Raw genomic sequence first — 26493 nt, 5'->3', positions numbered from 1 at the left:
GTGAGCTCTAGCGCTTCGCCTTCCACTCGTCTTCGAGCATCGCGAAGACGAGTTCGTCGGTCCACTCGCCCTTCACGATCTCGTTCTCGCGCAGATGCGCTTCCTTGCGCATCCCCAGGCGCTCCATCAGCGCGGCCGAGGCGGTGTTGCGTCCGTCACAGCGGCCGATGATCCGGTGCAGGCCCAGTTCTTCGAAGCCGAGCCGCAGCAGTTCGGTGGCGGCCTCCGCGGCGAACCCCTTGCCGTGGTGATCGGGATGGAAGACGAACCCGATCTCGCCCTGACGGTGCTCGCTGCTGAGGTACTCGAGGTTCAGATCGCCGATCAGCTGCCCGGTCTCGGTCAGCTCCACGGCCACCGCGAGGAGCTGGCCCTCCTTCGACAGGCTGCTGCTGTGCACCCGTTTGGCGAGCGCGGCGGCGGATTCGGCCCGGCTGCGCGGACCCCAGTAGAGGTAGCGGGCGACGTCGGCGCGCGACTGGAAGGAGTTGAGTTCGTCGAGATCCGCCGAGGTGAAGGCACGGAGGGTCAGGCGCTGGGTGATGATCGGGAAATCGGGCCTCAGCATGGCGTCAGGCTATCCAGTCGACGGGGTTCCCGGGTGCGGAACTGCGGCGGACGGTCCTTCGGGGCGGCGGATGGTCGCCCGGCCCCGGAAATAGGGGTACCCCCGAGGCGGCTCCCGAACGCCGGGAATCGGCGTCCGGGCCCGAGCCGGACCGGTGCTCGGGAACCTCGGGGGCCCGGTGACTGCCTGGTATTCGCTATCAGGCATCACGCGAAGCAGAGACGACGAGCCGAAGGTGGCTCCAACTTGCGTTGTATCGCTGCTCTGAAGTCCTACGCGTGGGGTCCGCTAGCGGACAGCCACCTCACGAGTCCTGTTGGAATACAACTTTGGACCACCTCCTCTCTCGTGTACCGCCACGCTATGCGAGGAGTTCGGGGTCCTGCAACAAGATTTCTTCGATCTCCGTCAGCAGGACGGCCTTGTCCGCCGACGGCAGAAAAGAGGCCTCCACGGCGTTCTTCGCGAACAGGGCGATTTCGGCCGCCGTCAGCCCGAGCGTTTCGGCCACCGCCGTGTACTCGCCGTCGAGGGTGGCGCCGAACATCGGCGGATCGTCGGTGTTGAGCGTGACCAGCACGCCGTGGTCGAGCAGCCGCCGCACGGGATGCGCCGCGATCGACGGGAACCGCCCGGTCCGGAGATTCGACGTGGGGCAAACTTCCAGCGGGATCCGTTGCACGGCAAGGTATTCCAGGAGCGCCGGATCGGTGTGCGCGCCGATGCCGTGCCCGATCCGCTCGGCGCCGAGATCGTGCACCGCCGACCAGACGGTGGCGGGCCCGGTGGTCTCGCCCGCGTGCGGGACGCTGTGCAGTCCTGCCTCCCTGGCCGCGGTGAAGAACGGGGCGAACTGCGCGCGGCCGACGCCGACTTCAGGGCCTCCGAGCCCGAAGGACACCAGCCCTTCGGGGCGTTCGCGGAGCGCGAACACGACCGTCTCGCGGCCGGCGACGACCCCTTTCTCGCCGGGAATGTCGAAGCACCAGGCCAGTTCCACGCCGTGGTCGGCCCGCGCCGCGGCCCGTCCGGTGGCGAGACCGGTGAGGAGTTCGTCCGGCGGCATACCGTCGAGGACGTGGTTGTACGGCGTCACGGTCACCTCGGCGTAGCGGGCGTTCTGCGCGGCCAGATCGGCCGCCAGCCCGGTCACGAGGGTGTGGATGTCGCGGGCGTCGCGCACGAGCGACGTCACGGCCAGGTAGTTGCGGAGGAAATGCGGGAAATCGCGGAAGGTGAAGAACTCGGCGAGCGCCGCGGGCTCCGTCGGCACCCCCGCGGACGGGCGGCGGCGGGCCAGCTCCAGCACCGTGGGCAGGCTCGCCGAGCCGACGAGATGGACGTGGAGTTCGACCTTGGGCAGGGCGTGCACGAACGCGCGCAGCGCCTCGCCCGTGAGGATTCCGGGCATGACAAAGCTCCCTGGGAGATGAGTGAAGGTGACGTACGGGCGGAACGGGCGGCTCAGGGAGCGAGGTCGCCGCGTTCGGTGTCGGCCCCGTAGAGCGGGAGCTTGAACGACGTCACCGGGTCAGCCTACCGGTCCGGGCGGGGCCCAGGCTGGCAATTCGGGCAGAACCAGGTCGGGCGCTGCTGGTATCCGTCGCCCTGTTGGAGTACCTCCACCTTGCCGCCACAGCGGAAACAGCCCTGTCTCGTCCGCTCGTAGACCCACTGGCGCCTGCCGCGGCGCGGATCGCCGGTGGTGATCTGCTCATGCCGCCAGGCGTTGGCGACCAGCAGCTTCCGGCCGAGCGCCACCGCCTTCGCGGTGTCCACTTCGGACACTGGCGTCCACGGGGACACCTTGAGCAGGAAGCAGATCTCGACCTTGTACAGGTTCCCGATCCCCGCCATGATCCGCTGATCCAGCAGGGCGTCGCCCAGTTCGCGATCAGGGTCCGCGGCCAGCGCGGCCGCCGCCCGCTCCGCGAGCTCGTCCGTCCATTGTGGATCGAGCAGATCCGGGCCGAGGTGGCCGACCAGGCGGCTTTCCTCGTCCGTGGGCACGAGTTCGAGGTCGTGCACGCGGAAGCCGATCGCCTGCAGATCTTCGGTGGCCAGGATGACCCGCGCCTGATGGGCCGGATTGCGCCAGCGCGCTCCCGCCCGGTAGACGTCCCACGTGCCGTCCATGCGCAGATGGCTGTGCAGGGTGAGATCGCCGGAGAACCGCGTCAGCAGATGTTTGCCGACCGTGCCGACGCCGAGCACGTCACGTCCGGCGAGATCCGTCGTGGCCAGCTGGGGGACCCTGAACTCGCCTCGCAACAGTGTCTTGCCCGCCAACGCCTTGTCGAGGACCTTGCCGGCGAGGAAGACGGTGTCGCCTTCGGGCATCGGCGTCTATCCCGTGCCGGTGTCGCTCAGCTTGGCGGGGGTTTTGCCGGTCTCGGGCTCTTCCTCGCCGCGGACGCGATGCCGTCCGGCCCGGCTCGAGCGCAGGACCTTCGCCAGCACCATGTTGAAGGTGAGCGCGATCTCCTGCGCGCCGGGGGAGTGCCACTCGTGGATCGGGCTGCACGCGCCCTGCGCCTGCTGCACCGCGAGCCGGTCCGGGATGGCGGTCGGCATCACCAGCGGGCCGAAGTTCTCCCGCAGTTCGGCCACGCGGAACTGGTGCTCGTAGGAGCGCACGCGGAGCTTGTTGACCACGACGCCGATCGGCCGCAGCCCCGGGTTCTGCTCTTCGCGGATCTTCTCGATCGCGTCGAGGGCGCGGCGGGCGCCGGAGACGGCGTACATCGTCGGCTCGGTGACGATCAGGGCGCTGTCCGCGGCCACCAGTGCGGAACGGGTCAGCCTGCCGAGCGACGGCGGGCAGTCGAGGATCACCAGTTCGTAGGGTTCCTCGCGCAGCGGGTTCGTGTGCAGCTCGTCGAGCGCGCGGGAGAGGTTCTCCAGGCGGCGGCTGTCGGCGTCCGGCTCGTTGAGCATCTCGAGCTCTTCCGCGCCGACAAGGACGTCGATCCGGTCGCTCCACACGCTGGGCGCGATCGCGCGTTCGAGCACCGAGCGCACCGGCGTCTCCAGGACGTCGGCCAGCGTGCGATCGGTGAAAGGCGGGTCCAGCGAGGTGGTGGCGTTGCCTTGCGGGTCGAGGTCGGCCACGAGAGTCCGGGCGCCCCTACGCAGCGCGGCGGACGCGACACCGAGGGCGACCGTCGTTTTACCGACGCCACCCTTCAGGCTGAGAACAGCGACCGTGTGCACTCGATACAGCCTACGGGCAGTCGGCGGGGTGGCCCCTTGGCAAGGTGTCGAACACCGCATCGGACTACACCCGGCGGGCCGGCGAAGGCGGGCATTACCCTGTGCGTTTATGAAGACGGACACCGTGGCCACGCGGGGATCGGGGGCGGTTCGCCGGGTTCTCGAAGCAGAACTCCGGGCCGCACGGGCGCGAGGCGCACAACAGCCGCACGTCGTCGACGTCGGCGGCGGCAGCGGGGGCTGGGCGGTGCCGCTGGCCTCGGCGGGCTGCCTGGTGACCGTGGTCGAACCGAACCCCAACGCGCTGGCGACCCTGCGCCGCCGCGCCGAGGAAGAGGGCGTCTCCGGCAGCATCACGGTGATCGCCGACGACTCCGACGCGCTCGGTGCCCACGTCGCCGCCGGATCGGCCGACCTAGTGCTCGCGCACGGCCTGCTCGAAGTCGTCGACGACCCGGCGCTGGTGCTCACCGCGCTGGCCGCCGCGGTCAAACCCGGCGGCGCGGTCTCGGTGCTGGTGGCGAACCGGCACGCGGCGGTCCTGCAGCGGGCGCTGGCCGGACGGCTCGGCGAGGCGCGGGAACTGCTCGCGGCCGAAAGCGGCGTGCTCGGCGGTGGCCGGGAGACCGTGCTGCGGCGGTTCGACGCGGAGGCGCTGCGCGCTCAGCTGATCGAGGTCGGGCTCGAGGTGACCTCGCTGCAGGGCGACGGCGTCGTGGCGGACTTCGTACCCGGGGGAGTGCGGGAAGAGGACCTGGCCGAGTTCGAGCTGGCGGCTGCGTCGGTTCCGCCGCTGCGGGACATCGCCAGCCGGCTGCACGTGCTGGCCCACCGCCCCGCCTGAGCCATGCGGCGACCGGGCTGCCCGGAGTCCCAGAAGTGTCGGTGCCTCCGGCTAACGTGCCTACAGGGTCGCCGGAGGGCGCCCCGCGCCCGACGGCGACTTCACCGTCGCGCGCCCTCTCTGGGCCGAAGGCCCCCGGAAACGTTTTGGCAGGGCGCCTCCATGACCACCGCAGCCGACATCGACTACGTGCGCCCTGGCAAAACGTTTCCGGCAGCGCGCGGCAAATGAACACTGAACTGCCCGGAGGGATGGCCCGCTACCGGGTGACGAGCGGGGCCACCACCTGGCCCGACGACACCGGGTGCGGCTTGCTGCACGTCGACATGGACGCCTTCTTCGTGTCCTGTGAGCTGCGCACCCGTCCGGAGCTGACGGGCAAGCCGGTGGTCGTCTCCGGTGGCGGCCCGAGGTCGGTGGTCGCGGCCGCGAGCTACGCGGCGCGCGAGTTCGGCGTCCGGTCGGCCATGCCGTTCTCGACGGCCAAACGGCTCTGCCCGCAGCTGATCTGCATCACCCCGACACCCGGGCTCTACGGCGAGGTGTCCCAGGGCGTCATGGGGATCTTCCGCGAGCTGACGCCACTCGTGGAGCCGCTGAGCCTGGACGAGGCCTTCCTGGACGTCAGCGGGGCGCTCAAGCGGCTGGACTCCTCGCCCGCGCGGCTCGGCGCCCGGATCCGGGAGCGGGTGGCCGCCGATTTCGGCATCAGCTGCTCGGTCGGCGTCGCGAAGGTCAAGTTCGTCGCGAAGCTGGCGTCCGGGATGGCGAAACCGGACGGCATGGTCGTCGTCCCGGCGGCCGAGACGCTCGCGTTCCTGCACCCGCTGCCCGTGTCGGCGCTGTGGGGCGTCGGCAAGCGCACCGAGGAGCACTTGCGTCAGCAGGGCCTAGACACCATCGCCGACGTGGCCGCCGCTCCGCTGTCCAGGCTGAGGCGGTCGCTCGGGCGTGCGCTGGGGGAGCATCTGTACGCGCTCGCGAACGGGCACGACGACCGCAAGGTGGTCCCGGAGACGCCGGACAAGTCGATCGGCGCGGAAGTGACCTTCGACGTCGACCTCCACGACCGCGCGGCGCTCGGGCTGGAACTGCTCCGCCTGTCGGAACGCGTCGCCGCCACCCTGCGCCGCCGGGGGCTGCGCGGGCGGACGGTGTCGATCAAGGTCCGGTTCGCGGATTTCAAGACCATCACCCGCGCCAGGACAACCGCCGTACCGGTAGACGTGGCCCGCGACATCCACCGCACCGCCGTCGAGCTCCTCGCCGAGCACGCGCCGACGGGCGCAGTCCGCCTGATCGGCGTAAGAGTCGAGGGTTTGGACACGGAGAGTAGCGGAGAGCAACTGCTTTTCGCCTCTTCCGAACCCCGTTGGCGGGATGCGGAAGTCGCCGCCGACGTCGCGAGGTCGAAGTTCGGTGCCGCCGCGGTGCGGCCCGCGTCACTGCTGACCCCCCGTGACCAGTGACATCGCCTGCTCGGTCGTCTTCGAGAGAGCCGAGTCGAGTGGTTTCGGCCAATTCGATCCCTTCTGGATACGGGATCGGGTAGTCGGACGAGCGCGGGGCTCGTATCCTGGACAGAGACACCCCGCCTGGGGTGGACTGTTGGGTCCATGACGTTGCGCGGCCCGGCGCCCGCGACAGCTGTGCCGGAGGAGGAAAGATGCCACTCTCCGAGCATGAGCAGCGGCTGCTCGATCAGATCGAGCGCGAGCTCTATGCCGAGGACCCCAAGTTCGCATCCACGGTGCGAGGCACCCGGTTGCGCCGCCCCGCCCGCCGACGGCGTTTGCAGGGCATCGCCCTGTTCGTAGTGGGCGTCGCACTGTTGGTGCTCGGCGTGGTGGTCAACATCCGGGTCGCCGAGATCCCAGTGATCAGCGTGCTCGGGTTCCTCGTGATGTTCTTCGGAGTCATGATGGCCGTCACATCGATTCGGCAAGGAGCCGAAACGGAAGGCGGTAAGGACAGCGGTGGCCCGGGGGCCGGCGGGGGTGGCGGCGGCAAGTCGTCCACGCGCCGGAGCTCGTTCACCCAGCGCATGGAAGAGCGCTTTCGCCAGCGCTTCGAGGAGCAATAGCTCCCACACACGCGAACATGCCGACGGGGCGACGCCTCGTCGGCATGTTCGCGTTGTCATGCCGTGGCCGGTTGAGCGGTAAGGCAGACGCGGTGCGCTGGTGGCGGGGGTCGTGAGTGGTAGGTGTCGTTAGAGCGGACCGGTTTGCCTATCTGGTGCCGGCCTCGGACCTTGATCAACGGAGGATCGGGGACAGTCAACGTCCGCGATCCTCCGTTGATCAAGGTCATGCCGTTCAAGCCTGATGGTCGACACCGGGACGAACAAATGCCGTTCGGTCAGAACCGGTCTACCACTCGCGGGTTCCGGCGCCGGCGGTCTCACGTGACCGACCGGACGACACGGGTGATCCGACGGACGACTCGCGTGATTGGACGGACGACACGCATGTCTGGACGGACGACACGACCGTGGCCAGGGTGCTACCGCGAGTGCGGGCACTGATGGGCGCGGGGGTCGTGAGTGATAAGGAGCGTTAGAACGACACTTACCACTCACGACCCGCCACCAGGCATTACGGACTTGCTACTTGTCCCGCCGCCGCAGTGACCGCGGGAACAGGCGGCCCTTCCACGACATCGGCGCGTTCCGCTTCAGGCTCTTGCGGACCTCGTCGAAGGCCGGTCCCAGCGTCTGATCGTCGGCCGGCTTGTCCGAGTACCAGGACCGCTCCACGACACCGATCACCGTCCGCAGACCGGAGCGGCCCTCCTCGTCCAGACGGTGCTTCTCGACGACCTTCCGGCCCGCCACGCGCACCGTGTCGCCGCCGGACAGCGGCAGGCCGCGGTCCGCGCACTCGTCCATCAGCTCGCGCCACGCCGCGTCGGCCGCGGCGGGGGAGCGGGACGCGATCTTCTGCAGCCGCAGCCGTCGCTTGATCTCCCGGATCGCCGTCGGCGTGCCGAGCCCGCCGAGGATGATCACCAGCGCCAGCGCGAACCACCACGACACCCACGCCGCCAGGAACGCGAACGCCGCCACCCACAGTCCGATCGCGATCAGCGGCAGCCAGTTCGTCACGTTCTGGTTGTCGAGGAACCCGTGTTCCGGCTCGGGCGAGTCCGGGGAAGAGGACGGCCGCATCAGCGCCCGGTATCTCAACCGCGACCGCACGATCGCGACCACGGTCAGCGCGGCCGCCAGCCCGCCGAGGATCCCGGCGAGGATTGCCGGCCACAGCGGCTCTTCCTCCTGCTGGCCCGGGCCGCCGTCGGCGCCGAGGTCCGCGCCCGGGTCACGGGGCGTGCCGGTGGCGGGGGCGCTCGACGCGGGCGCGCTCGGCACTTCCTGCGTGTCGTTGGTCGTGGAGCTGCCGGCGTCGTTCTGCAGGTACGGCGGGACGACCGCGCGGCCGTCGAGCAGCGGGGTCGGGTCGAAGCTGACCCAGCCCTTCGTCTGGAAGTAGACCTCGACCCACGCGTGCGCGTCCTCGGAGCTGATCGAGACGTGATCGCCCTTCGGCGTGCCGGACGTGAAGCCGATGGCGACCCGCGACGGGATGCCGACCGACCGCAGCATCACGGCCATCGCGGACGCGTACTGCTCGCAGAATCCGCGTTTGCCGTTGAGGACGAAGTCGGCGAGCGCGTCGGAGTCGGTGGCGTCGGCGGTCTTGGTGTCGTAGACGAAACCGTTCTGCGCGGTGAAGAACGACCAGATCGCCTGCGCCTTGTCGAAGTTGTTGGACTCGTTGTCCGTCAGCTGCTTGGCCTTCGCGACCACACGGGGATCGACGCGATCGACCTGGGTGAACTGCGGTGGCACCTCGGCCAGGCGGGCGTCGTCGAGCCGGAGTTCGTCCTTCGACGGTTCCTTGATCGACGCGGTCTCGGTGTAGGCGGGCGCGTTCTGCTTGGTCGTGGTGAACACGGCCCCGCCGACCGGGTCGTACAGCCAGTTGTCGGCCAGCCCGTTGAGCGACCTCGGCGCGCCGTAGATCGGCAGCCAGTTGTCGACCCAGTTCGTCGGCTCGATCCGGATCTCGCGCGCGGGCCCGGCGCCGTCGTCGCCCGGAGCGGGCGGGAGCCCCTTGTTGGCCTGCACGCCCTGCTGGGCGCGGCCGTTCTGCGCCAGCCCCCAGCCCTTGTTGGGGGTGTAGGTGTCCAGGGTGAACGCGCGCAACAGCCGCTTGTCCGCGCCCAGCCCGTAGACCTTGAACAGCTCCACGTTCTCGCCCTGATCGAGCAGGCCGCGCAGCTGGGTGAACGGCTCGACGCCGAAGCCGCCCGCGCCACCGCGGCCCGAGCCGGTCCCGCCGGGAAGGCTGCCGACCGTGCCGACCCCGGTGACGGCGGTGCCGATCACCAGGCCCATCGCGATCGCGGCGGCCACCACGCCGACGGGGGCCGACAACGTGCTCGCCGAGTTGCCCAGCCCGGGTGCGTCCCGGTTGCGCCAGCGGCGATGCCGGTGGTTGCCGTCGACGGCGAGCAGGCCGGCGAACGCGGCCGCGCCGAGCAGGAACGTCCACCACGGCAACATGTCCTCGGCCAGCGCGGCCGGGACGGCGTACACGCACAGCAGGACCAGGCCGGTCGCGGCGGGCGCGGCGGCGGCCACGGCCAGCGTGTCGACCAGGACCGCGACCAGGCCGATCGCGATGGTGATCAGGCAGAGGATCGGCGGGGTGCCCTCGACCGGGGGCAGGCCGATGCGGATCTGCTCGGCCGCGGCGCCGAGGACACCGCGCAGTTCTTCGAGCGCGTCCGGGCCGGGGAAGATCTTCAGGATCCCGCTGGTGGTGAACGCCCCGGTGATCAGGAACAGCAGCACCAGCAGCTGCGCCAGGCCGACGACGATGGTCGGCGCGCGCAGCGAGCGCAGGGCGAGGCCGGTCGAGGCGATCAGCACGACGGCGACCAGCAGGTAGCCGAACCATGCCCAGCCCGAGACCACGCCGGTGAGCGAGGTCGAGGCGAACAGCGTGGCGAGCCCGGCGGCGACCGGCGCGAGAACGCTGCTCGTCCAGACGGGCGGCGGCGCGGCGGGACGGGGTTTCGGGGTATGCGGCAGGGGTGGCGCGGTCGTGGTCACAGGCCACCTCCGATGAGCGTGCCCCGGCGGGTGGCCGTCTGGCAGAGCTCGGCCCAGACCTGCGGCATGGGCGACCCGGGTCCGGCGATGACGACGCCCCAGCCCGCGGCACGCAGCAGCGCCACCGATTCTTCGGTGGCGGCGGCCCGGTTCTCGGGCCGGTTGACGCCGGACGACCAGCCGGGGGTGTCGAGCAGGACGGCGAGGCTCCGGATCCCGCGCGGGCGGTACCGGGACAGCTCGTGCACGGATTCGTTGCTGACGGTGCCGAGCACCGCGATGAGTTCCTGTCCTTCGGCGGGGTCGTGGCCGAGAGTGATGTCGCGCTGGTGCGCGGGCTGGAGCGCGGCGAGGACGTCGAGCACGACGTTGTCGTAGTGCTCGCCCCCCTCGCCAGGGGTGTCGGCCAGCGTCTGACCGTGTTCGGTGATCAGGCGGACCCGGTGACCGGAGCGGCGCAGGTGCAGCGACACGGAAGCGGCGAACGAGACGGCCCATTCGAGGCTCGCCGCGGGGCCGGTGCCGTGGTGCGCCGCCGCGCGGTGGTCCAGCAGCACCGTGGTGCCGCCGCGCCAGGGCCGTTCCTCGACGCGGACCATGATCTCGTCGCGGCGGGCGGTCGAGCGCCAGTGGACCTTCCGCAGGTCGTCGCCCTGGCGGTACTGCCGGACGATCACGTCCGACTCGCCCTGTCCGGCGTGCAGGCGGATGCTGCCGTCGTCACCCGCGCCGATCCCGGCGCCGCTGGGCAGCCCCCACAGGCCGGCCACCTTCGGCACGACGACCAGCCGGGAATGCCCGATCAGCTCGCGTTCGAACTCGCACAGCCCGAACGGGTCGGTGATCGTCGCCCGCAGCGGGCCGACCTGCTGGACCCCGCGCAGCACCGGCTGCAGCGGATACCGCAGCGCGACCCGGCGGTCGTGGGGAAGGCGTTCGACGACGAACCGCGGCCGCGAACCCAGCGCGTAGGGCACGCCGTCTTCGAGCAGCACCTCGCCGGCAGGCAGCCTGCCGTTACGCCAGAGTTCGAGCTGGACCTCGCCCGGCGAGCCGACCGAGACCCGTTCCGGGCGCAGCGAACGGGCCGCGCCCAGCCGCAGCCGGGTCGCCGAGATGAAGAAGGCGACCAGCAGCGGCAGGGCGATGACGAACACCGCGACCCGCAGCAGATCCCGTTCGTTGAGCACGAACGAGCAGACCGCCGCGGCGACGCCGGCGGCGAGGAGGCAGCGGCCGCGTGTGGTCAGGCCGGACAGCGCACGCAGCATGGCTGTGTCTCTTTTTCTCTCAGCGGTGGTTCGAGCCCTGCGGAACGGGAACGCGGTGCAGGATCGCGCGGACCACGTCCGTGGCCGAACGGCGGGCGGCGTGCGCCTCGGTGGTGAGCACCATGCGGTGCGCCAGCACCGGGACCGCGACCGTGTGCAGGTCGTCCGGGACGACGAACTCGCGACCGGAGAGCGCGGCCTGCGCGCGGGAGGCGCGGACCAGCTGCAGGGTCGCCCGCGGCGAGGCACCGAGGCGGATCTCCGGCACCTGACGGGTCGCGGACACGAGGTCGACGGCGTACCGGCGGATCTCCGGCGACATGTGCACCGAACGCACCGTCTCGATCAGCCGCTGCACCGACTCGCGGTCGGAGACGGGTTCGAGGTCGGCCAGCGGGTTGTGCCCGGCGTGCTCGTCGACCATGGCCAGCTCGGCCTGCTGGTCGGGGTAGCCGATGGACACCCGCGCGGTGAACCGGTCCCGCTGGGCCTCGGGCAGCGCGTAGGTGCCCTCCATCTCGATGGGGTTCTGGGTGGCGATCACCATGAACGGCTCTTCGAGGTGGTAGGTCGAGGTGTCGACGGTGACCTGGTGCTCTTCCATGCATTCGAGCAGCGCCGACTGCGTCTTCGGCGAGGCGCGGTTGATCTCGTCGCCGACCACGATGTTCGCGAACACCGGACCGGGACGGAACTCGAACCCGCCGCTCTGCCGGTTGTAGATGGACACCCCGGTGACGTCACTGGGCAACAGGTCGGGGGTGAACTGGATCCGGCTGACGGTGCAGTCGATCGAGCGGGCCAGCGCCTTCGCCAGCGAGGTCTTGCCGACCCCGGGCACGTCTTCGACGAGGAGGTGGCCTTCGGCGAGCAGGGTCACGAGCGCGATGCGGATGACGTCGGGTTTGCCGACCAGTACCCGCTCCACGTTGGCGGCGATCCGCCGCGCGGTCTCGTGCAGTTCGTCCAGCGACGCTCTGGCCTCACGGCCGTTCTGCCGACCGCTGACCGAGCCGGCGTCCGTGGGGTACGGCGCTTGCCCGGTTGCCTGCTCGCCCTGGTGTTCGCCGGGCGTCGCAGACTGGATTCTCGACGTCACTCGACCTCCTGATGCCGCGTGGCTGGATGTCCGCTTTTGGTCAGCTGAAGGCCAGCTTTCAAACACCCGAGCAGTCCCCCGGGCAGCGGTCAGCCTCCCACGAAGTGTGTCAAACTCGGGCGAACTCGTGGGGGGAACCCCGCCAACCCCAGTCGATGACTCTGTGCAACCAGAGACCTTACCTCGATCGGGTGAGTTGAGCGCGTTTTCGGGTGCTCCCGCTGACGCCGGGTTTTGTCGTATGCTCCGGTGCGAGGTCGCTCGACTACGGAGAGGCGTAATCGCATATGAGCGAGGTGAGTGCCGCCAAGCCACGGTTCGACCTGAGCGGATTCGCGGTCGCGCCGGAGCTGGCCGCCGACGCCCACGTGAAGATCTCCGCCCTGCAGGACGTGGTCGGGCAGATGGTCCGCGAGGCCAAGGTGCTCGGCCGCACGGTTCCCCTCGGCGGGGGATACGCGGACGAGGTCGGCAGGTTCATGGCGCAGTACGGGATCGGCGCCGAAGGCTCCGCGGTCGAGGCGCTCACCGCGTTCGGCAAGGAACTCGAGGCGCTCAAGAACCGGATCGCGAAGGCCCTGGCGAAGTACACCCGACAGGATGAACAAGCGGCGGCGGACGTGGATTGTGTCGGCGGCTGATCCCATGAGCTCCCGCCTTGTCGGTCTCGGCGTCCTCGTCGTTCTCATAGTGTCCGCCTGTGGGCAAGGGGCCGCCGGTCAGGCGCGGATTCCGGCCGCCGATGACGGCGCGAGCCCGGCTCCCGCACCTTCGTCTTCGGCGCCCGCGCCGGATCGCGGCGTGGATCCGTGCGCGCTGCTCGACCCGAAGGACAGGTCGACCGCCGGGATCAACGTGCTCGGCGTCGCGAAGGAGATCAACGGCGCCCGCGCCTGCGACTGGACGGTGCCCGCGACCTTCGGCGTCACCATCACCGTGGACGAGAAGAACGGCCTGGCGGATCTCGAGATCGCGCGCAAGACCGCCACCAAGACCAAGGTCGGCGGCCGGGCCGCGCTCAAGGTCGCCGACAAGAAGGCCGCCGACGGGACCTGCGCGGTCCTGCTCGGCTTGGGGGAGAAGGCGAGCGTCCAGATCGACGTGAGCAACACGAACTTCACCGACACCCCGCTCGCCTGCGAGCGCGCGGTGACGGTGGCGGGATTGGCCGAACCCAAACTGCCTTAGGAGAAGGTGTCGTGTCTGATGGAGAGACGCCGGGACGCGAGGTCCCGGTCGCGGCCACGCGGTACGAGGCGTACAGCCACGAAGCGCTGGCCGCCGAGGTCGAAGCGGGCAACGACCCCGAGGCCGCGGGCGGTATCGGCGCCGGCTGGGACGCGCTCGCGCGGCGGATGCAGGACGCGACGGCCGAACTGGCCGGGCTGGTCGGCAGCAGCGAAGAGAACTGGCGCGGGGAAGCGGGCGACGCGCTGCGCGGTGTGCTGACCACCGCGTCCGGCTGGCTGGCCTGGTCCGCGGACCTCTCGTCCTCGCTCGGGAAGGCCGTCTCCGGACAGGCCGAGGCGGCGGCGCGGGCCCGCGCCGACATGCCGCCGCCGGTGGACTACGACCCCGGCGCGATGATCCGCGGCGCCGCGGCCGGCGGGAATCTCGCGCTCCTCGCCGCGCTCGCCGACGAGATGGAGGCCAAGCACGCGGAGGCCGAAGAGGCCCGTCGCAAGGCCGTCGACGTCATGAACACCCGCGACGCCTCACTGCGTTCGCTGACCCCGCGGGTCTCCTTCGCGAAGCCGCCCGAGCTGGGGCGGTCTTGATCCGCGTTTCCGCGTCGGCGTTCGACGTCCTCTGGTCCGATCTGGGACACGCGGCCCCGCCGTGGCCGCTGTCCGTGCGCAGTGTCGGCGCCACGGAGGCGGAACGCGCCGAGATCCGCGGCGCGGTCTACGAAAACCTCGCCGAACGAGGCCTTTATGACGGGGACCGGCTCGACGCCGCCCTGGAAGCGCGGCTCGATCTGCTCGCGCGCGCCGAGGTCTACGTCGAATGCGAGGCGCTGGCCGACATGACGGCTCAGGCGCCGTTCCGCGCGGTCGCGGCCGCGCGGGGGCGGCACGGTGTGCTGGCCACGCAGCCCGAGCAGACCATCGCGCTTTCCGGGATCGGCGACGGCGAGGTGTTCGCCGCGATCGTCGACGTCCTGCCGGAACTGCGGCCAGGGCCCGGTTACGGCATCAGCCTGCCCGCGGCGCGCTTCGGCGGTGACCTGGCGGATCCGGTGTTCGGCGACGGCGGGCGATCGTCGGCTTCGGACACCCAGCTGCGCGAGGTGCTCGCGATCCAGGCGCGGCCCGTCTACAGCGCGGGCCAGTTCACCGTGCGGACCCGCGACCGCGACGGCCGGGCGCACCGGGCAGGCGGGCTGACCTGGTTCGACACCGACGTCGGCGCGTACTGCGCGGCGCGGACCGAGGGCCGCGGCGGGCAGGCATGGGTGAACGTGTCCCCTGTGGACGGTCCCCGGCTGGCCGCGCGTTTGGCTTCGCTGCTGGACCCGGACCGCTAGGTTGTGACGAGCCGAAAGCCTGAGGGGGCCTTCGGGAAGTGGGGGTTTCGGAATGACCGTGCCATTCGGTGGCGACATGCGCGATCCGCAGGAGTGGATGCGCGAACAGGAGCGGCGCAGCGCCGCCCTGCTCGCGAAGGCGGAACAGGCGAAAGCCGATCTGGAGAACAACGTCGTCACGCTGAGCAGCCCGGATCGGCTGGTCACCTTGACGGTCAACCCCGGTGGCGGACTGACGTCGCTCTCGCTGGCCCCGCAGGCGCAGGAACGGCCGCCCGCCCAGCTCGCGTCGCTGATCATGAGCACTTACCGCAAGGCGACGACGAGGGCCGCCGACCGGACCCTGGCGATCATGGCCGGGCTGACCGGCGAAGGCTCCGACGCGGTCGACTTCATCAAGAGCACCTTGCCGCCACGGGAAGAAGCGCAGCCCGCTCCGGAACCGGACGACTCCGCGCGCTTCGGTGTCCCGGCCGAGCCGCCTCCCGCTCCACCCGCGAAGCCACGGCCGTCTCGTCCCGTGTCCGATGAGGACGACGGTGAAGACTTCCAGCACGTCGACTGGACCGGCCGCTCGTGAGCGGGCCGGGATACGGCGTCTCGCCGGAACGCCTCAAAGCACACGCGGACCAGGTCGCCGACCTCGCCGACCGCATCCGCGGCGCGGCCTCGGCGGCGAACCAGGTCGGAATGGGCGGCTTCCAGGGATACGGCCTGCTGTGCGCGGTGCCCGTCGGCGGTGTCCTGCAACTGGCCCAAGGCGACGCGGACGAGCTGATGACCAGCGCGGCGAACCTCGGGAGCGCGTTGTCGGAAGCCCTGCGCAAGGCCGCCACGGACTACACGAAGATCGACGACGACGCGGCACAGCTCGGCCGGGACCTGGGGAAGAAGCTGTGAGCGAAGAACCGGTCGCGGGGCCGAGGGAACAGAACCTGGTCGCGCAGAAGACGGAGGAGAAGAAGAACTTCAAGGGTGGCGGCCTGGCCGACAGCCTCGAAGGGATGGCCGGCACCCTGAATCCCAAGCACGGCGAAGACATCGACACCTTCGCGCTCGCCATGGACGGGGTCTCGGTCGGGCTCGACCTGCTGTCGATGGGCTTGAACCCGCTCGGCGAGCTGGTGAAGGCCGGTGTCGGCTGGCTGATGGAGAACCTCGACTTCATCCGCGAACCACTGGAGATCCTGACCGGCGATCCCGATCTGGTCCAGCAGGCGGCACAGACGTGGAACAACATCGCGACGGAACTCGAGGCGGTGGCGGGCGACTACGAAGGTGCGCTGAGCACGACATCCGGATGGGACGGTGACGCGGCGATCGCGTACCGGAAGGTCGCACTGCAGTACACGCAGTCCTTGCGCGACGTCGCCGCCGAGGCGAAGGATTCGGCGCACTGGATCACCACGGGCGGGATGGTGGTGGCCACCGCACGGGCGCTGATCTTCGACATCATCGCCAGTTTCATCAGCGACGTGATCACCCGTGCGCTCCTGGCGCTCGCTTCGTCGTGGTTCACCCTCGGCGGTTCGGTCGCCGCGTTCACCGCGAGCATCTTCGCCGACGCGGTCAAGGTCATGGCGAAGATCCAGAAGAAGATCGGGAAGCTGCTCAGCGCCATCCAGAAGTTCGTCAAACGGTTCGAAGGATCGAGCGACCGGGCCCGGGAGGCGGCACGGGCACTGGGGCGTAAGGCTTCGGACCTCGGGCACGAGGCCAATCAGGCGATCAAAGCCAGCGACAAGACGCTGGACACCTTCAAAGCCGACAACCTCAAGCTCGCGAAGAAGGCTCTGGACTCCGACGCGACGGGCGCCGAGCGGCTGCTCAAACACACGCGGGGCGGGATGGACCGGATGGAGAACTCCCTCGGGGGCAAGGTCGCCGACAACCCTTACCTGAAGGCCGGAAAGGAAGCAGGCAAGGCGGCCGCGGAAAACCGCGTCCAATACGACGGCGGTTCGGCCGAGCGCGGCAGGGTCACACCGCCCACCACCGGCAGGATCAGCGGAACGCTCGACGACGACGATGACTGAACCGACCGGACAAGACGAGCGGCCGGGTCGGAAACGGCGCGGCCGGTTCAGTCTGAGGGTGCTCGCCGGTGTCGTCGTCGCGGTGGTGGTCGCCTGGTTCATGTTCTCGCTGGGATTGTCACTAGGGATCAGTGACACGGGGAAAGTGGACCGGTTCGGGGTGGCGCGCATCCAGGAATGCCATCGCAGCCCGCTGCGGTTCTGGATGATCCATGTCTGCCAAGCCGACGTGACGTGGGATCGGAAGGCGCCGGGCAGGCCCCTGGTCAGTTCCGCCGTGATCGGTTCGGTTTCGAACCTGTCGGGTGAGGTGAACGTCGTGTCCTACCAGTCCGCGGGCCGCTATGGGGGGCTGCAGTACAACGTCGTCCCTGTGGACCGGCCCCGGCCGTTGTTCTCGTTCGGTTGGTGGTTCTTCTTCACCGTCGTGAGCCTGATCCCCGGTTACACGGCCGGTTGGTTCGCGGGTAAGGGCATCGACCGGTTGCTGCCCGAACCGGCGGAGAAGCCGAAGGACTGGCGCGGCGTCGACCGTCGCGCGACTCCAGGGATGAACGGACGCCGCCGGAAGCGCAACCGACGCTGAGCGGAGGCGCCCCCAATGTGGCATTGGAGACGCTCAGAGTCCCCAATGCCACATTGGGGACACCGCGAGCGGGGTGACGGCTGTCCTTTGTCGACATTTCGTGGGATGACCCGACGTCGGCACCCTCCACAGTGTCCTCAACCGCCCCCACCGCTCCCCACCGGATTCCCCACTTTCCCCCCACTTCGTGCCACAGCAGGGTTCCGGCGGCCGATATCCGGACGCTTCAGGCATGGATGAGGTTGCTTTGATACCCGCCCAGGGGGATCTTGGCCACCGTCCCCCACCGAGCCCCCACCTGGCCCCACCTGGCTGACCAGCGAAAACGTCTGACACGACGGAGTGGTCGCGGCTTTTGCCGCGTTGACTGTGGTGAAAAGTGGGGTACGGTGGTGCGCAGTGGGGCAGAAGGGAGCCCCGTGGCCGGGCTTGGTTGTTCGCAGCCGAGATCGGTAGGGAGGTGGAGCCGGTGTTCCTCGGCACCCACACCCCGAAACTGGATGACAAGGGGCGGCTCACGCTGCCCGCGAAGTTCCGCGACGCGCTCGCCGGTGGGCTGATGGTCACCAAGGGACAGGATCACTGTCTCTTCGTCTTTCCCCGGGCAGAGTTCGAGCAGATGGCGAGGAAGGTCGCCGACGCCCCGTTCACGAACGAGGCGGTCCGGGCCTACCAGCGTTATCTCTTCGCCGGGACGGACGAACAACGCCCGGACGGGCAAGGACGTATCGCGATCGCGTCCGAGCTCCGACGCTACGCCGGGCTGAACAAGGAGTGCGTGGTGATCGGGGCGATCACCAGGCTGGAGATCTGGGACGCCCAAGCGTGGCAGGGCTACCTGGACGAACACGAGGACAGCTACGCGAAGGCTCGAGAGGAAGTTCTGCCGGGCGTCTTCTAGACGTGACCGAGGAAGCACCCACGCCGTCGGGGGGCGCGGGTTCATGCTTCGGACACGCCGGGAACCGTCCACACGGATGCCGTGAGGCCTCTGTCCGCTCAGTGGCCCTGGTACACCTTCCCCGGTACCAGGTCAGCAGGCGGGCGGACAGGGACCTGACGGCATCCGGCATCTTCCCCGGCACTACAGGAAAGGGGGGAAGACATGGCAGACGAACACGAGCACGTCCCGGTGCTGCTGGACCGCATCGTCGAACTGTTCGCGCCGGTCTTCTCCGACCGCGAGGCCGTGCTGGTCGACGCGACCGTCGGGCTCGGCGGTCATTCCGACGCGCTGCTCACCGCGTTCCCCCTGCTGCGCCTGGTCGCCCTCGACCGCGACCCCAACGCGCTGGAACTCTCCGCGAAACGGCTTGCGCGGCACGGTGATCGTGTCGATTTCGTGCACGCCGTCTACGACGAGATGCCGTCCGCACTGCAGGGTCTCGGACTGTCCAGAGTGGACGGGATCCTGTTCGACCTCGGGGTCTCCTCGATGCAGCTGGACCGTGCCGAGCGCGGTTTCGCCTACTCCAAGGATTCCCCGCTCGACATGCGGATGGACCCGACCACCGGGTTCACCGCGGCCGACGTGCTCAACACCTACGCCCCCGGCGAGCTGATCCGGATCCTGCGCGACTACGGCGAGGAACGTTTCGCCCAGCGGATCGTCAAAGCCGTTGTGGCGGAACGAGAGAAGGAACCCTTCACGCGCAGCGGGCGGCTGGTGGAACTGCTGTACGACGCGGTCCCCGCGGCGAGCAGGCGCACCGGCGGGCATCCGGCGAAGCGCACGTTCCAGGCGTTGCGGATCGAGGTCAACGGCGAACTGGAGGTGCTGCGGCGGGCGATGCCGAGGGCGCTGTCCTGCCTCGCCGTCGGCGGCCGCATCGTGGTGGAGTCCTATCAGTCCCTCGAAGACAGGCTGGTCAAGCAGGCCTTCGCGGAACTGGCGAAATCCCGGACGCCGGAAGGGCTTCCGGTGGAACTGCCGGGCCACGGCCCGGAACTGAAACTGCTCACCAGAGGGGCCGAGAAGGCCGGCGAGGCGGAGACCGAACAGAACACGCGGGCCGCCTCCGTGCGGCTGCGAGCCGCCGAACGGATCGGAGACCGAGCACGATGACCGCTCCCGCGAAGTCCCGCGGCCGCCGGACACCGCCGCCCGGACGGCGTGCCCGCGCGACCGCCACCGTCGATCAGACGCCCGACACCACCGAGACCACGACGTCCCGTGCTTCCCGGGGCCGGACGTCGGCGGCGGAGCGTGCCTACGCCCGCCGTGCCCAGCGCGCCGACCTGCTGCAGCGAGACCAGCAACGCAACCGTCCCGACGCGGAAGGCGGCGCGGGCAAGGAAGAGCCGAAGAAGAAGCTCAAGCTGCGCTGGCCGCGATCGCGTGCGTCGTTCGTGCTGATGATGATGGGTCTGCTGGCCGTCGGCGTGGCGTGCACGCTGTGGCTGACCACGCAGGCCATCGCCGATTCGTACCGGCTCGAACAACTCCGCACGACCAACGCCGGGCTCGCCGAAGCGAAGGAACGGCTGCAGCGCGAGGTCGCGAAGGCCGAGTCGCCTGCTTCGCTGGCACCCAAGGCCAGGGAACTGGGCATGGTGCCCGGCGGCGACCCCGCGCATATCGTGGTCAGCCCGGATGGACAGTCCACTGTGGTCGGTGAGCCGAAGAAGGCCGAAGGCGAGGCGCCCGCCGCCACGCCCGACTCGTCGGCGCCGCCGCCCGCCGAGGGCACGCAGCAGGGAACGCCGTACGAGGGCGACCAGCCCGCGGTGCCCCAGGAGAACGCGGCCCCGGCGCAGGGAGGTCAGTGATGTCGCCCGGCCGCCCGGCGCAGGCCAGGGCCCGGTCGGCGGGGAGTGCGCGACGGACCTATGCCGCCGGGACCCGCCGTGCCACCGCCCGCCGTGGCAACGGGGGGAACCGGAGCCGGTTCACCGGCGTCCGGATCCTGTTGATCGTCGTGATGGTGCTCGCCGGCCTCAAACTGGTGCAGGTGCAGTGGTTCGAGGCCGGTGCGCTGTCCGAGGCGGCGGAACGGCAGCGGACGTCGGTGATCGAAAGTCCCGCGCAGCGCGGGTCCATCCTGGACCGCAACGGGACGAAGATCGCGTTCAGCGTCGAGGTGCGGACCCTCGCGGTGAGCCTGAACTGGCTCCACAAGACGATGGACGACTTCGCCGCGAAGAACCCCACCAAGGGCAAGAACTTCGAGACCGAGGTGGCGGGCGCGGCGAAGTTCATCGCGGCCAAGCTGCCCGGCGTGATCACCGAGCAGGAACTGCTGGACAAGTTCCACAAGCCCGACGGATTCACGTATCTGGTCCACGACATCGAACCGTCGGTCGCCGAGGCGATCGTCAAGGAATACTCGTGGATCAGCGTCGAGAAGCGCTCGAAGCGGGAATACCCCGGTGACTCGGTCGGCGCGAACATCGTCGGATACGCGAACTGGCGCACCGACGACAAGGACCTCTCCAAGCACAACCTGCACGGTGGCTACGGTCTCGAAGCCTCGCGGGACAACGACCTCGCCGGAACGCCGGGCCGCAAGATCGTGAACACCCGGAACGGCAACGACAACCTCGTCATCCCGGGCACCGAACGGGACATCCAGAACGCCGTCCCCGGTTCGGATCTGCAGCTCACGATCGACACCGACCTGCAGTACGAACTGCAGCGGCAGTTGAGCGACTACGTCGCCAAGTCGAAGGCGAAAGGCGGCCAGGCGGTCATCCTGGACTCGAAGACCGGCGAGGTCTACGCGCTGGCCAACGACAAGACGGTCAACCTCAACGACCCCGCTTCGCGCAGCGAGACGGAGAACCTGAACAACCGCGCGGTGACCACGCCGTTCGAACCCGGTTCGGTGAACAAGATCGTCACCGCCGCGGGCGCGATCGACGCGGGTATCACCACGCCGGAGGCGTCCCTGCCGGTGCCGGGTTCGTTGCAGGTCGCGGACAAGATCGTCAAGGACGCCTGGCATCACGGCACGCAGCAGTTCACCACCACCGGCATCTTCGCGAAGTCGTCGAACGTCGGCACCCTGTTGCTGGCGCAGAAACTCGGCGAGGACCGGTACGCGGATCTGCTCAAGAAGTTCGGTCTCGGCCAGCGCACGGGTCTCGGCCTGCCCGGTGAGAGCCCGGGCGTCGTGCCTCCGCGTAACCAGTGGTCGGCGACGACGTTCGGAAACCTGCCGATCGGGCAGGGGCTTTCGATGACGGTCGTGCAGATGGCCGGGATGTACCAGGCCATCGCGAACGACGGCCTGCGCGTGGAACCCCGGGTGGTCAAGGCGAAGGTCAACCCGGACGGGACCCTCGTCCCGGAACCGGCGCCGAAAACCGTTCAGGTCATCAGCCCGGAGGCGGCGAAGACCGTCCGCGACATGATGCGCGCGGTGACGCAGAAGGGCCGCGGGCAGCAGAGCGGCACCGGGCCGAAGGCGGCGCTGGAGGGCTACCAGATCTCGGGCAAGACGGGCACCGGTCAGCAGGTCGACCCGCAGACGAAGACGTACAGCAACCACCTGTACAACATCACCTTCGCCGGGATCCTGCCCGCCGACAACCCGCGTTTCGTGGTCGGGATCCGGCTCGACGCGCCGGACGCCACCCTGCAGCAAGGGCTCTCGGCCGCGCCGCTGTTCCACTCCGTGGCCGCGTACCTGGCCCAGCGGTTCCAGATCCCGCTTTCGGACGGCCCGTCGCCCCAGGTCCCGCTGGTGCTTTCCTGACGCGACACGCGTGCTTGAAGGCGTAACACGCGTGCTTGAAGGCGTAACTCGCGTGCTTGAAGGCGTAACTCGCGTGCTTGAAGGCGTAACTCGCGTGCTTGAAGGCGTAACTCGCGTGCTTGAAGGCGTAACTCGTGTGTTTGGACGCTGTCCTCAAGCGACAGTCGGAAGCCCTTGCGTGCCAAGGAGAGCTCACGAAACCCAATACCACGCGAGTGATCGTCGCGTGCACACACCGCACCGCTTCAGTCACCCGGATGCCGCGCCGGTAACCTCCTTGGCTGTGTCGGTGCCTACTTCAGATCCCCGCAGCGGTCCCGCCGTCGAAAGCGGGTCCGGCGCGACGGCTGCCCAGGTCCCGGACAGCCCGGTCAAGGCCGTCGCCGCACCCCCTCGTCCGGCCAGGATCGAGCCGATGCCGCTGGGCACGCTGCTCGCCAGGGCGGGCGCCCGGCTCGTGGTCGGTGACGACGACTACACGGCCGCGGCCGAGTTGACCGTCACGGGCAGCACGCTCCGCGCACAGCACGTCCTCCCCGGTGACCTCTTCGCCGCGCTTCCCGGCGCTCGCGCCCACGGCGCGGACTTCAGCGACCAGGCCATCGCGGCAGGCGCGGCCGCCGTGCTCACCGACGAGGCCGGCGCCGAGCGTCCGGTGCTCCGCGACGCCGGCGTGCCGATCCTGGTGCACCCCGACCCGCGCGCCGCCCTGGGCGAGATCGCCGCCTGGATCTACGGCGAGCCGTCGCTGGAGCTGTCCGTCCTCGGCATCACCGGGACGTCCGGCAAGACCACGACGTCGTACCTGGTCGACGCCGGGCTCAAGGCGGCCGGGCTCACCACCGGGCTGATCGGCACGGTCGAGACCCGGATCGCGGGCGAGCGGCTGGCCAGCGGGTTCACCACCCCCGAGGCGCCGGATCTGCAGGCCCTCCTCGCGGTGATGGTCGAACGCGGCGTCACGCACGTCCCGATGGAGGTCTCCAGCCACGCGCTGGCGCTGGGCCGGGTCAACGGCACGCGCTTCGCGGTCGGCGCCTTCACCAACCTCTCCCAGGACCACCTGGACTTCCACAAGGACATGGAGGAGTACTTCGCCGCCAAGTCGCTGCTGTTCGACGGCCGCTCCACCGCCGAGGTGGTCGTCGTCGACAGCGCCTGGGGCCACGCGCTCCTCACCCCGCACACGGTGACCGTGTCCACCGAGCCGGGAACGGACGCGCTGTGGCGCGCCACCGACCTCAATCCCACCCCGGCGGGGGAGCAGACCTTCACCCTTCACGGTCCCGACGGCCTCACCGCTCCGGCGAAGATCCCGCTGCCGGGTGAGTTCAACGTGGCGAACGCCGTGCTCGCGGCCGCGATCCTCAACACCGCCGGTGTCCCGCTCGACGCCATCGTCGCCGGGCTCGCCTCGGTCGAGGTGCCGGGCCGGATGGAGCGGGTCTACCTCGGCCAGCCGTTCACCGCCGTGGTCGACTACGCGCACAAGCCCGCCGCGGTCGCGCAGGGGCTCGACGCGCTGCGTGCGCGCACCGAGGGCCGGATCATCACCGTCCTCGGCTGCGGCGGGGACCGCGACACCGCGAAACGCCCGATGATGGGCGAGGCGGCGGTCCGGCGCAGCGAAGTGCTGATCGTGACCGACGACAACCCCCGGTCGGAGGATCCGGCCGCGATCCGGGCGGCGATGCTGGCCGGTGCCCGCAACGCCGGACCGGCCTTGGGCGGCGAGATCGTCGAGATCGCCGACCGCCGGGAAGCCATCGTCCACGCGGTGGAGCTGGCCCAGCCCGGCGACATCGTGCTCATCGCGGGCAAGGGCCACGAGACCGGCCAGGAGATCCAGGGTGTCGTGCACCCGTTCTCCGACCGGGAAGAGCTGGCCTCCGCCATCCGCAGACGTCTGGAGACAGTGTGATCGTGCTCAGCCTGGCCGAGATCGCCGCCATCGTCGGCGGCAGGCTGCATCGGACCGACGGGACCGCCGAGGTCACCGGAAGCGTCGAATTCGACACCCGCGAGATCACGCCCGGCGGTCTGTTCATCGCGCTGCCCGGGGCGAAGGTCGACGGCCACGACTTCGCCGCTCAGGCCGTCGAGTCCGGCGCGGTCGCGGTGCTCGCGGCCCGTGAGGTCGACGCCCCGGCCGTGATCGTGCCGCCGCTGAACGCCGGCGAGGGGCACGAGCGGGCGTTCGCGCTGGTCTCGGACAAGGACGGGGCGGGTGCCGCGGTGCTGGCCGCGCTCGCCAAACTCGCCCGGCACGTGATCCGGAAGCTCGCGGGGGACCACCTGACCGTCGTCGGGGTCACCGGTTCGGCGGGCAAGACCTCGACCAAGGACATCATCGCCCAGCTGCTGGAGCCGCTCGGCCCGACGGTGGCGCCGCCGGGATCGTTCAACAACGAGCTGGGCCACCCCTGGACGGCGCTGCGGGCCGACGACACGACGCGGCAGCTCGTGCTGGAGCTGTCCGCCCGCGGACCCGGCCACATCGCCGAGCTGGCGGCCATCGCGCCGCCGCGGATCGGTGTCGTGCTCAACGTCGGCACCGCCCACGTCGGCGAGTTCGGCTCCCGCGAGGGCATCGCCAAGGGCAAGGGCGAGCTCGTCGAGGCACTGCCGAGCGCCGAGGACGGCGGTGTCGCGGTGCTGAACCTCGACGACCCGTACGTCGCGGCGATGGCGAGCCGGACGAAGGCGCGGGTCGTGTTCGTCGGGGAGAGCGAATCCGCGCAGGTCCGTGCCGTCGACATCACCCTCGACGGTGAGGCGCGCGCGTCGTTCCGGCTGGTCACCCCGGACGGCGAGGCGCCGGTGAAACTGCCGCTCTACGGCGAGCACCAGGTCGGGAACGCGCTCAGCGCGGCCGCGGTGGCGCTGGAGATGGGCTCGACGGTCGAGGAGGTCGCGGCCCGTCTGTCGAGCCTCGAACGGCGGTCGGAGCGCCGCATGGAGGTCACCACCCGGGCCGACGGCGTCACGGTGCTCAACGACTCCTTCAACGCCAGCCCGGAGTCGATGCGGGCCGCTCTCAAGGCGCTCGCGTCGATGAGCGCGAACCGCCGCTCCTGGGCCGTGCTCGGCGTCATGGGCGACCTCGGCGAGAACTCGGTCGAGGCGCACGACGGCATCGGCAGGCTCGTCGTCCGGCTCAACATCGACAAGCTCGTGGTCATCGGCCAGGCGGCCGCGGCGACCCATCAGGGCGCGCAGCAGGAGGGTTCCTGGGGCGAGGAGTCGGTACTGGTACCCGACGTCGAGGCCGCCATCGCCCTGCTGCATGATCAGCTCCGCGCGGGAGACGTGGTGCTGGTGAAGGCGTCCAAGGCCGCCGCTCTGTGGCGAGTGGCCGACGCCGTGCTCGCCTCTCCCGCAACGATCGCTGAATCCCCTGTAGTAGCCCCTTCCCCCTCTCAAGAACGCTCGAACGGTGGTGACGCGTGATCAGCATCCTGATCGCGGCCGCGGCGGGCCTGCTGGTCTCCATCCTCCTCACTCCCTATCTGATCCGGGTGTTCTCCCGGCAGGGCTTCGGCCAGGAGATCCGGGAGGAAGGACCGCAGGGACACAAATCCAAACGCGGTACCCCGACGATGGGTGGTGTCGCGATCATCGTCGCGATGGTCGTCGGATATTTCGTGGCGCATCTGATCAGCGCGCTCAGCGGTGGCAACGGCACCGGCGGCCCGTCCGCCTCGGGGCTGCTGGTCCTCCTGCTGGCCGTCGGCCTCGGGCTCGTCGGGTTCCTCGACGACTTCATCAAGATCCGCAAGCAGCGCAACCTCGGGCTGAACAAGACCGCGAAACTGGTCGGCCAGCTGGTGGTCACGATCGCCTTCGCGATCCTGGCGCTGCAGTTCGCCGACGAGCGCGGGCTGACCCCGGCGTCGGAAAGCCTGTCCTACGTGCGGGACCTCGCGCTGATCACCTTCCCGTCGGTGTTCTTCGTGATCTTCTGCTACATCGTCATCTCGGGCTGGTCGAACGCGGTGAACTTCACCGACGGCCTCGACGGTCTCGCCGGCGGCACCGCGGCGATGGTGCTGGCGACCTACGTCGTCATCGCCTTCTGGCAGACCCGCCTCTCGTGCGCGGTCACCCCGCAGACCGCCTGCTACGACGTCCGTGACCCGCTGGACCTGGCGGTGGTGGCCGCCGCGGCGACCGGTGCCTGTGTCGGGTTCCTCTGGTGGAACGCCGCCCCGGCGAAGATCTTCATGGGTGACACCGGTTCGCTGGCCCTCGGTGGCCTCGTCGCCGGTCTGTCGATGACCACCCGCACCGAGCTGCTCGCCATCGTCATCGGCGGTCTGTTCATGGTCGAGATGATCTCGGTGGTCGCGCAGATCGCCGTGTTCCGCACGACCCGGCGGCGGCTGTTCCGGATGGCCCCGTTCCATCACCACTTCGAACTCGCGGGCTGGGCGGAGACCACGGTCATCATCCGGTTCTGGCTGCTGTCGGCCATCTGCTGCATGTTCGGTCTGGGCCTGTTCTACAGCGAACAGCTCAGCTTCGGGGGTTAGC

General features: G+C 69.8%; 25 protein-coding genes. 18 read left to right on the top strand and 7 right to left on the bottom strand.

The features are described 5' to 3' along the window. Nucleotides 1-7: 7 nt before the first annotated feature. From ACIRGA_RS30330 to ACIRGA_RS30315, 4 genes are all read right to left on the bottom strand, one after another. Nucleotides 8-568 (bottom strand): GNAT family N-acetyltransferase, encoded by a 561-nt coding sequence (locus ACIRGA_RS30330; RefSeq protein ID WP_400947312.1) that lies wholly within the window; start codon nt 566-568, stop codon nt 8-10. 361 nt (nt 569-929) lie between these two features. Next, nucleotides 930-1979 (bottom strand): adenosine deaminase, encoded by a 1050-nt coding sequence (add, locus tag ACIRGA_RS30325; protein WP_400947310.1) that lies wholly within the window; start codon nt 1977-1979, stop codon nt 930-932. 125 nt (nt 1980-2104) lie between these two features. Beyond that, a complete protein-coding gene (locus tag ACIRGA_RS30320; RefSeq protein WP_400947308.1) occupies nt 2105-2908 on the bottom strand; it encodes a DNA-formamidopyrimidine glycosylase family protein in 804 nt (267 codons plus the stop codon). Nucleotides 2909-2914: 6 nt separating this feature from the next. Then, the gene (locus ACIRGA_RS30315; RefSeq protein WP_400947306.1) at nt 2915-3781 is read right to left on the bottom strand and encodes a ParA family protein; all 867 of its coding nucleotides are present in this window, start codon (nt 3779-3781) and stop codon (nt 2915-2917) included. A 109-nt stretch (nt 3782-3890) separates the two neighbouring features. On the opposite strand from ACIRGA_RS30315, the gene ACIRGA_RS30310 reads away from it, so the two are divergent. The 3 genes from ACIRGA_RS30310 to ACIRGA_RS30300 all read left to right on the top strand — a co-directional run bounded on the left by ACIRGA_RS30310 (nt 3891) and on the right by ACIRGA_RS30300 (nt 6708). Next, nucleotides 3891-4625 (top strand): methyltransferase domain-containing protein, encoded by a 735-nt coding sequence (locus ACIRGA_RS30310; protein WP_400947304.1) that lies wholly within the window; start codon nt 3891-3893, stop codon nt 4623-4625. A gap of 251 nt (nt 4626-4876) precedes the next feature. Next, nucleotides 4877-6094, top strand: a complete 1218-nt coding sequence (gene dinB, locus ACIRGA_RS30305) for a DNA polymerase IV (RefSeq protein WP_400947366.1) — start codon at nt 4877-4879, stop codon at nt 6092-6094. A gap of 197 nt (nt 6095-6291) precedes the next feature. Next, entirely contained in the window at nt 6292-6708 is a 417-nt protein-coding gene (locus tag ACIRGA_RS30300; protein ID WP_400947302.1) for a DUF3040 domain-containing protein, read from the top strand. 525 nt (nt 6709-7233) lie between these two features. Here the strand turns inward: ACIRGA_RS30300 and ACIRGA_RS30295 are convergent. From ACIRGA_RS30295 to ACIRGA_RS30285, 3 genes are read right to left on the bottom strand one after another with little or no spacing between them, the layout of a single operon-like run. Beyond that, nucleotides 7234-9744, bottom strand: a complete 2511-nt coding sequence (locus ACIRGA_RS30295) for a transglutaminaseTgpA domain-containing protein (protein WP_400947299.1) — start codon at nt 9742-9744, stop codon at nt 7234-7236. Then, nucleotides 9741-11015, bottom strand: coding sequence for a DUF58 domain-containing protein (locus ACIRGA_RS30290; RefSeq protein ID WP_400947297.1), 1275 nt, complete (start codon nt 11013-11015; stop codon nt 9741-9743). Before ACIRGA_RS30290 ends, ACIRGA_RS30295 begins: the two co-directional genes overlap by 4 nt. 19 nt (nt 11016-11034) lie before the next feature. Then, nucleotides 11035-12114 carry an AAA family ATPase gene (locus ACIRGA_RS30285; protein ID WP_400947295.1) on the bottom strand — a complete coding sequence of 360 codons (1080 nt, stop codon included), beginning with the start codon at nt 12112-12114 and terminating at the stop codon, nt 11035-11037. Between the two features lie 287 nt (nt 12115-12401). Here ACIRGA_RS30285 and ACIRGA_RS30280 point away from each other — a divergent pair, with 287 nt between their 5' ends. From ACIRGA_RS30280 to mraY, 15 genes are all read left to right on the top strand, one after another. Beyond that, on the top strand, nt 12402-12755 hold the full coding sequence (locus tag ACIRGA_RS30280) for a hypothetical protein (RefSeq protein ID WP_400947293.1): 354 nt from the start codon (nt 12402-12404) through the stop codon (nt 12753-12755). 4 nt (nt 12756-12759) lie between these two features. Then, nucleotides 12760-13302 carry a DUF3558 family protein gene (locus tag ACIRGA_RS30275; RefSeq protein WP_400947290.1) on the top strand — a complete coding sequence of 181 codons (543 nt, stop codon included), beginning with the start codon at nt 12760-12762 and terminating at the stop codon, nt 13300-13302. An 11-nt stretch (nt 13303-13313) separates the two neighbouring features. Beyond that, nucleotides 13314-13892 carry a PE-PGRS family protein gene (locus tag ACIRGA_RS30270; protein ID WP_400947287.1) on the top strand — a complete coding sequence of 193 codons (579 nt, stop codon included), beginning with the start codon at nt 13314-13316 and terminating at the stop codon, nt 13890-13892. Then, on the top strand, nt 13889-14641 hold the full coding sequence (locus ACIRGA_RS30265) for an ESX secretion-associated protein EspG (RefSeq protein WP_400947284.1): 753 nt from the start codon (nt 13889-13891) through the stop codon (nt 14639-14641). Before ACIRGA_RS30270 ends, ACIRGA_RS30265 begins: the two co-directional genes overlap by 4 nt. A 52-nt stretch (nt 14642-14693) precedes the next feature. Further along, a complete protein-coding gene (locus tag ACIRGA_RS30260; protein ID WP_400947279.1) occupies nt 14694-15221 on the top strand; it encodes a YbaB/EbfC family nucleoid-associated protein in 528 nt (175 codons plus the stop codon). Then, nucleotides 15218-15541 (top strand): type VII secretion target, encoded by a 324-nt coding sequence (locus ACIRGA_RS30255; protein WP_400947276.1) that lies wholly within the window; start codon nt 15218-15220, stop codon nt 15539-15541. Before ACIRGA_RS30260 ends, ACIRGA_RS30255 begins: the two co-directional genes overlap by 4 nt. Then, on the top strand, nt 15538-16677 hold the full coding sequence (locus ACIRGA_RS30250; RefSeq protein WP_400947273.1) for a WXG100 family type VII secretion target: 1140 nt from the start codon (nt 15538-15540) through the stop codon (nt 16675-16677). Before ACIRGA_RS30255 ends, ACIRGA_RS30250 begins: the two co-directional genes overlap by 4 nt. Beyond that, nucleotides 16670-17263, top strand: a complete 594-nt coding sequence (locus tag ACIRGA_RS30245; RefSeq protein ID WP_400947270.1) for a hypothetical protein — start codon at nt 16670-16672, stop codon at nt 17261-17263. Before ACIRGA_RS30250 ends, ACIRGA_RS30245 begins: the two co-directional genes overlap by 8 nt. A 469-nt stretch (nt 17264-17732) precedes the next feature. Continuing rightward, complete coding sequence (gene mraZ, locus ACIRGA_RS30240) at nt 17733-18164, top strand: division/cell wall cluster transcriptional repressor MraZ (RefSeq protein WP_005156436.1); 432 nt, start codon at nt 17733-17735, stop codon at nt 18162-18164. A gap of 204 nt (nt 18165-18368) precedes the next feature. Next, nucleotides 18369-19328: a 16S rRNA (cytosine(1402)-N(4))-methyltransferase RsmH gene (gene rsmH, locus ACIRGA_RS30235; protein WP_400947268.1), complete on the top strand. Its 960-nt coding sequence runs from the start codon at nt 18369-18371 to the stop codon at nt 19326-19328. Further along, nucleotides 19325-20032 carry a hypothetical protein gene (locus ACIRGA_RS30230; RefSeq protein WP_400947266.1) on the top strand — a complete coding sequence of 236 codons (708 nt, stop codon included), beginning with the start codon at nt 19325-19327 and terminating at the stop codon, nt 20030-20032. Before rsmH ends, ACIRGA_RS30230 begins: the two co-directional genes overlap by 4 nt. Then, nucleotides 20032-21960 (top strand): peptidoglycan D,D-transpeptidase FtsI family protein, encoded by a 1929-nt coding sequence (locus ACIRGA_RS30225; protein WP_400947264.1) that lies wholly within the window; start codon nt 20032-20034, stop codon nt 21958-21960. The genes ACIRGA_RS30230 and ACIRGA_RS30225 overlap by 1 nt, the downstream gene beginning before the upstream one ends. A 415-nt stretch (nt 21961-22375) precedes the next feature. Beyond that, nucleotides 22376-23881, top strand: a complete 1506-nt coding sequence (locus tag ACIRGA_RS30220) for a UDP-N-acetylmuramoyl-L-alanyl-D-glutamate--2,6-diaminopimelate ligase (RefSeq protein ID WP_400947364.1) — start codon at nt 22376-22378, stop codon at nt 23879-23881. Continuing rightward, nucleotides 23878-25410, top strand: coding sequence for a UDP-N-acetylmuramoyl-tripeptide--D-alanyl-D-alanine ligase (murF, locus tag ACIRGA_RS30215; protein ID WP_400947261.1), 1533 nt, complete (start codon nt 23878-23880; stop codon nt 25408-25410). Before ACIRGA_RS30220 ends, murF begins: the two co-directional genes overlap by 4 nt. Beyond that, nucleotides 25407-26492: a phospho-N-acetylmuramoyl-pentapeptide-transferase gene (mraY, locus tag ACIRGA_RS30210; RefSeq protein ID WP_007029326.1), complete on the top strand. Its 1086-nt coding sequence runs from the start codon at nt 25407-25409 to the stop codon at nt 26490-26492. The genes murF and mraY overlap by 4 nt, the downstream gene beginning before the upstream one ends. Nucleotide 26493 lies beyond the last annotated feature (1 nt).

Source organism: Amycolatopsis sp. NPDC102389 (genome assembly GCF_044765885.1).
In the GTDB taxonomy this organism is placed as follows: domain Bacteria; phylum Actinomycetota; class Actinomycetes; order Mycobacteriales; family Pseudonocardiaceae; genus Amycolatopsis.
The sequence above is the reverse complement of the archived record's forward strand: the minus strand, read 5'-3'. Positions and strand labels throughout refer to the sequence as shown.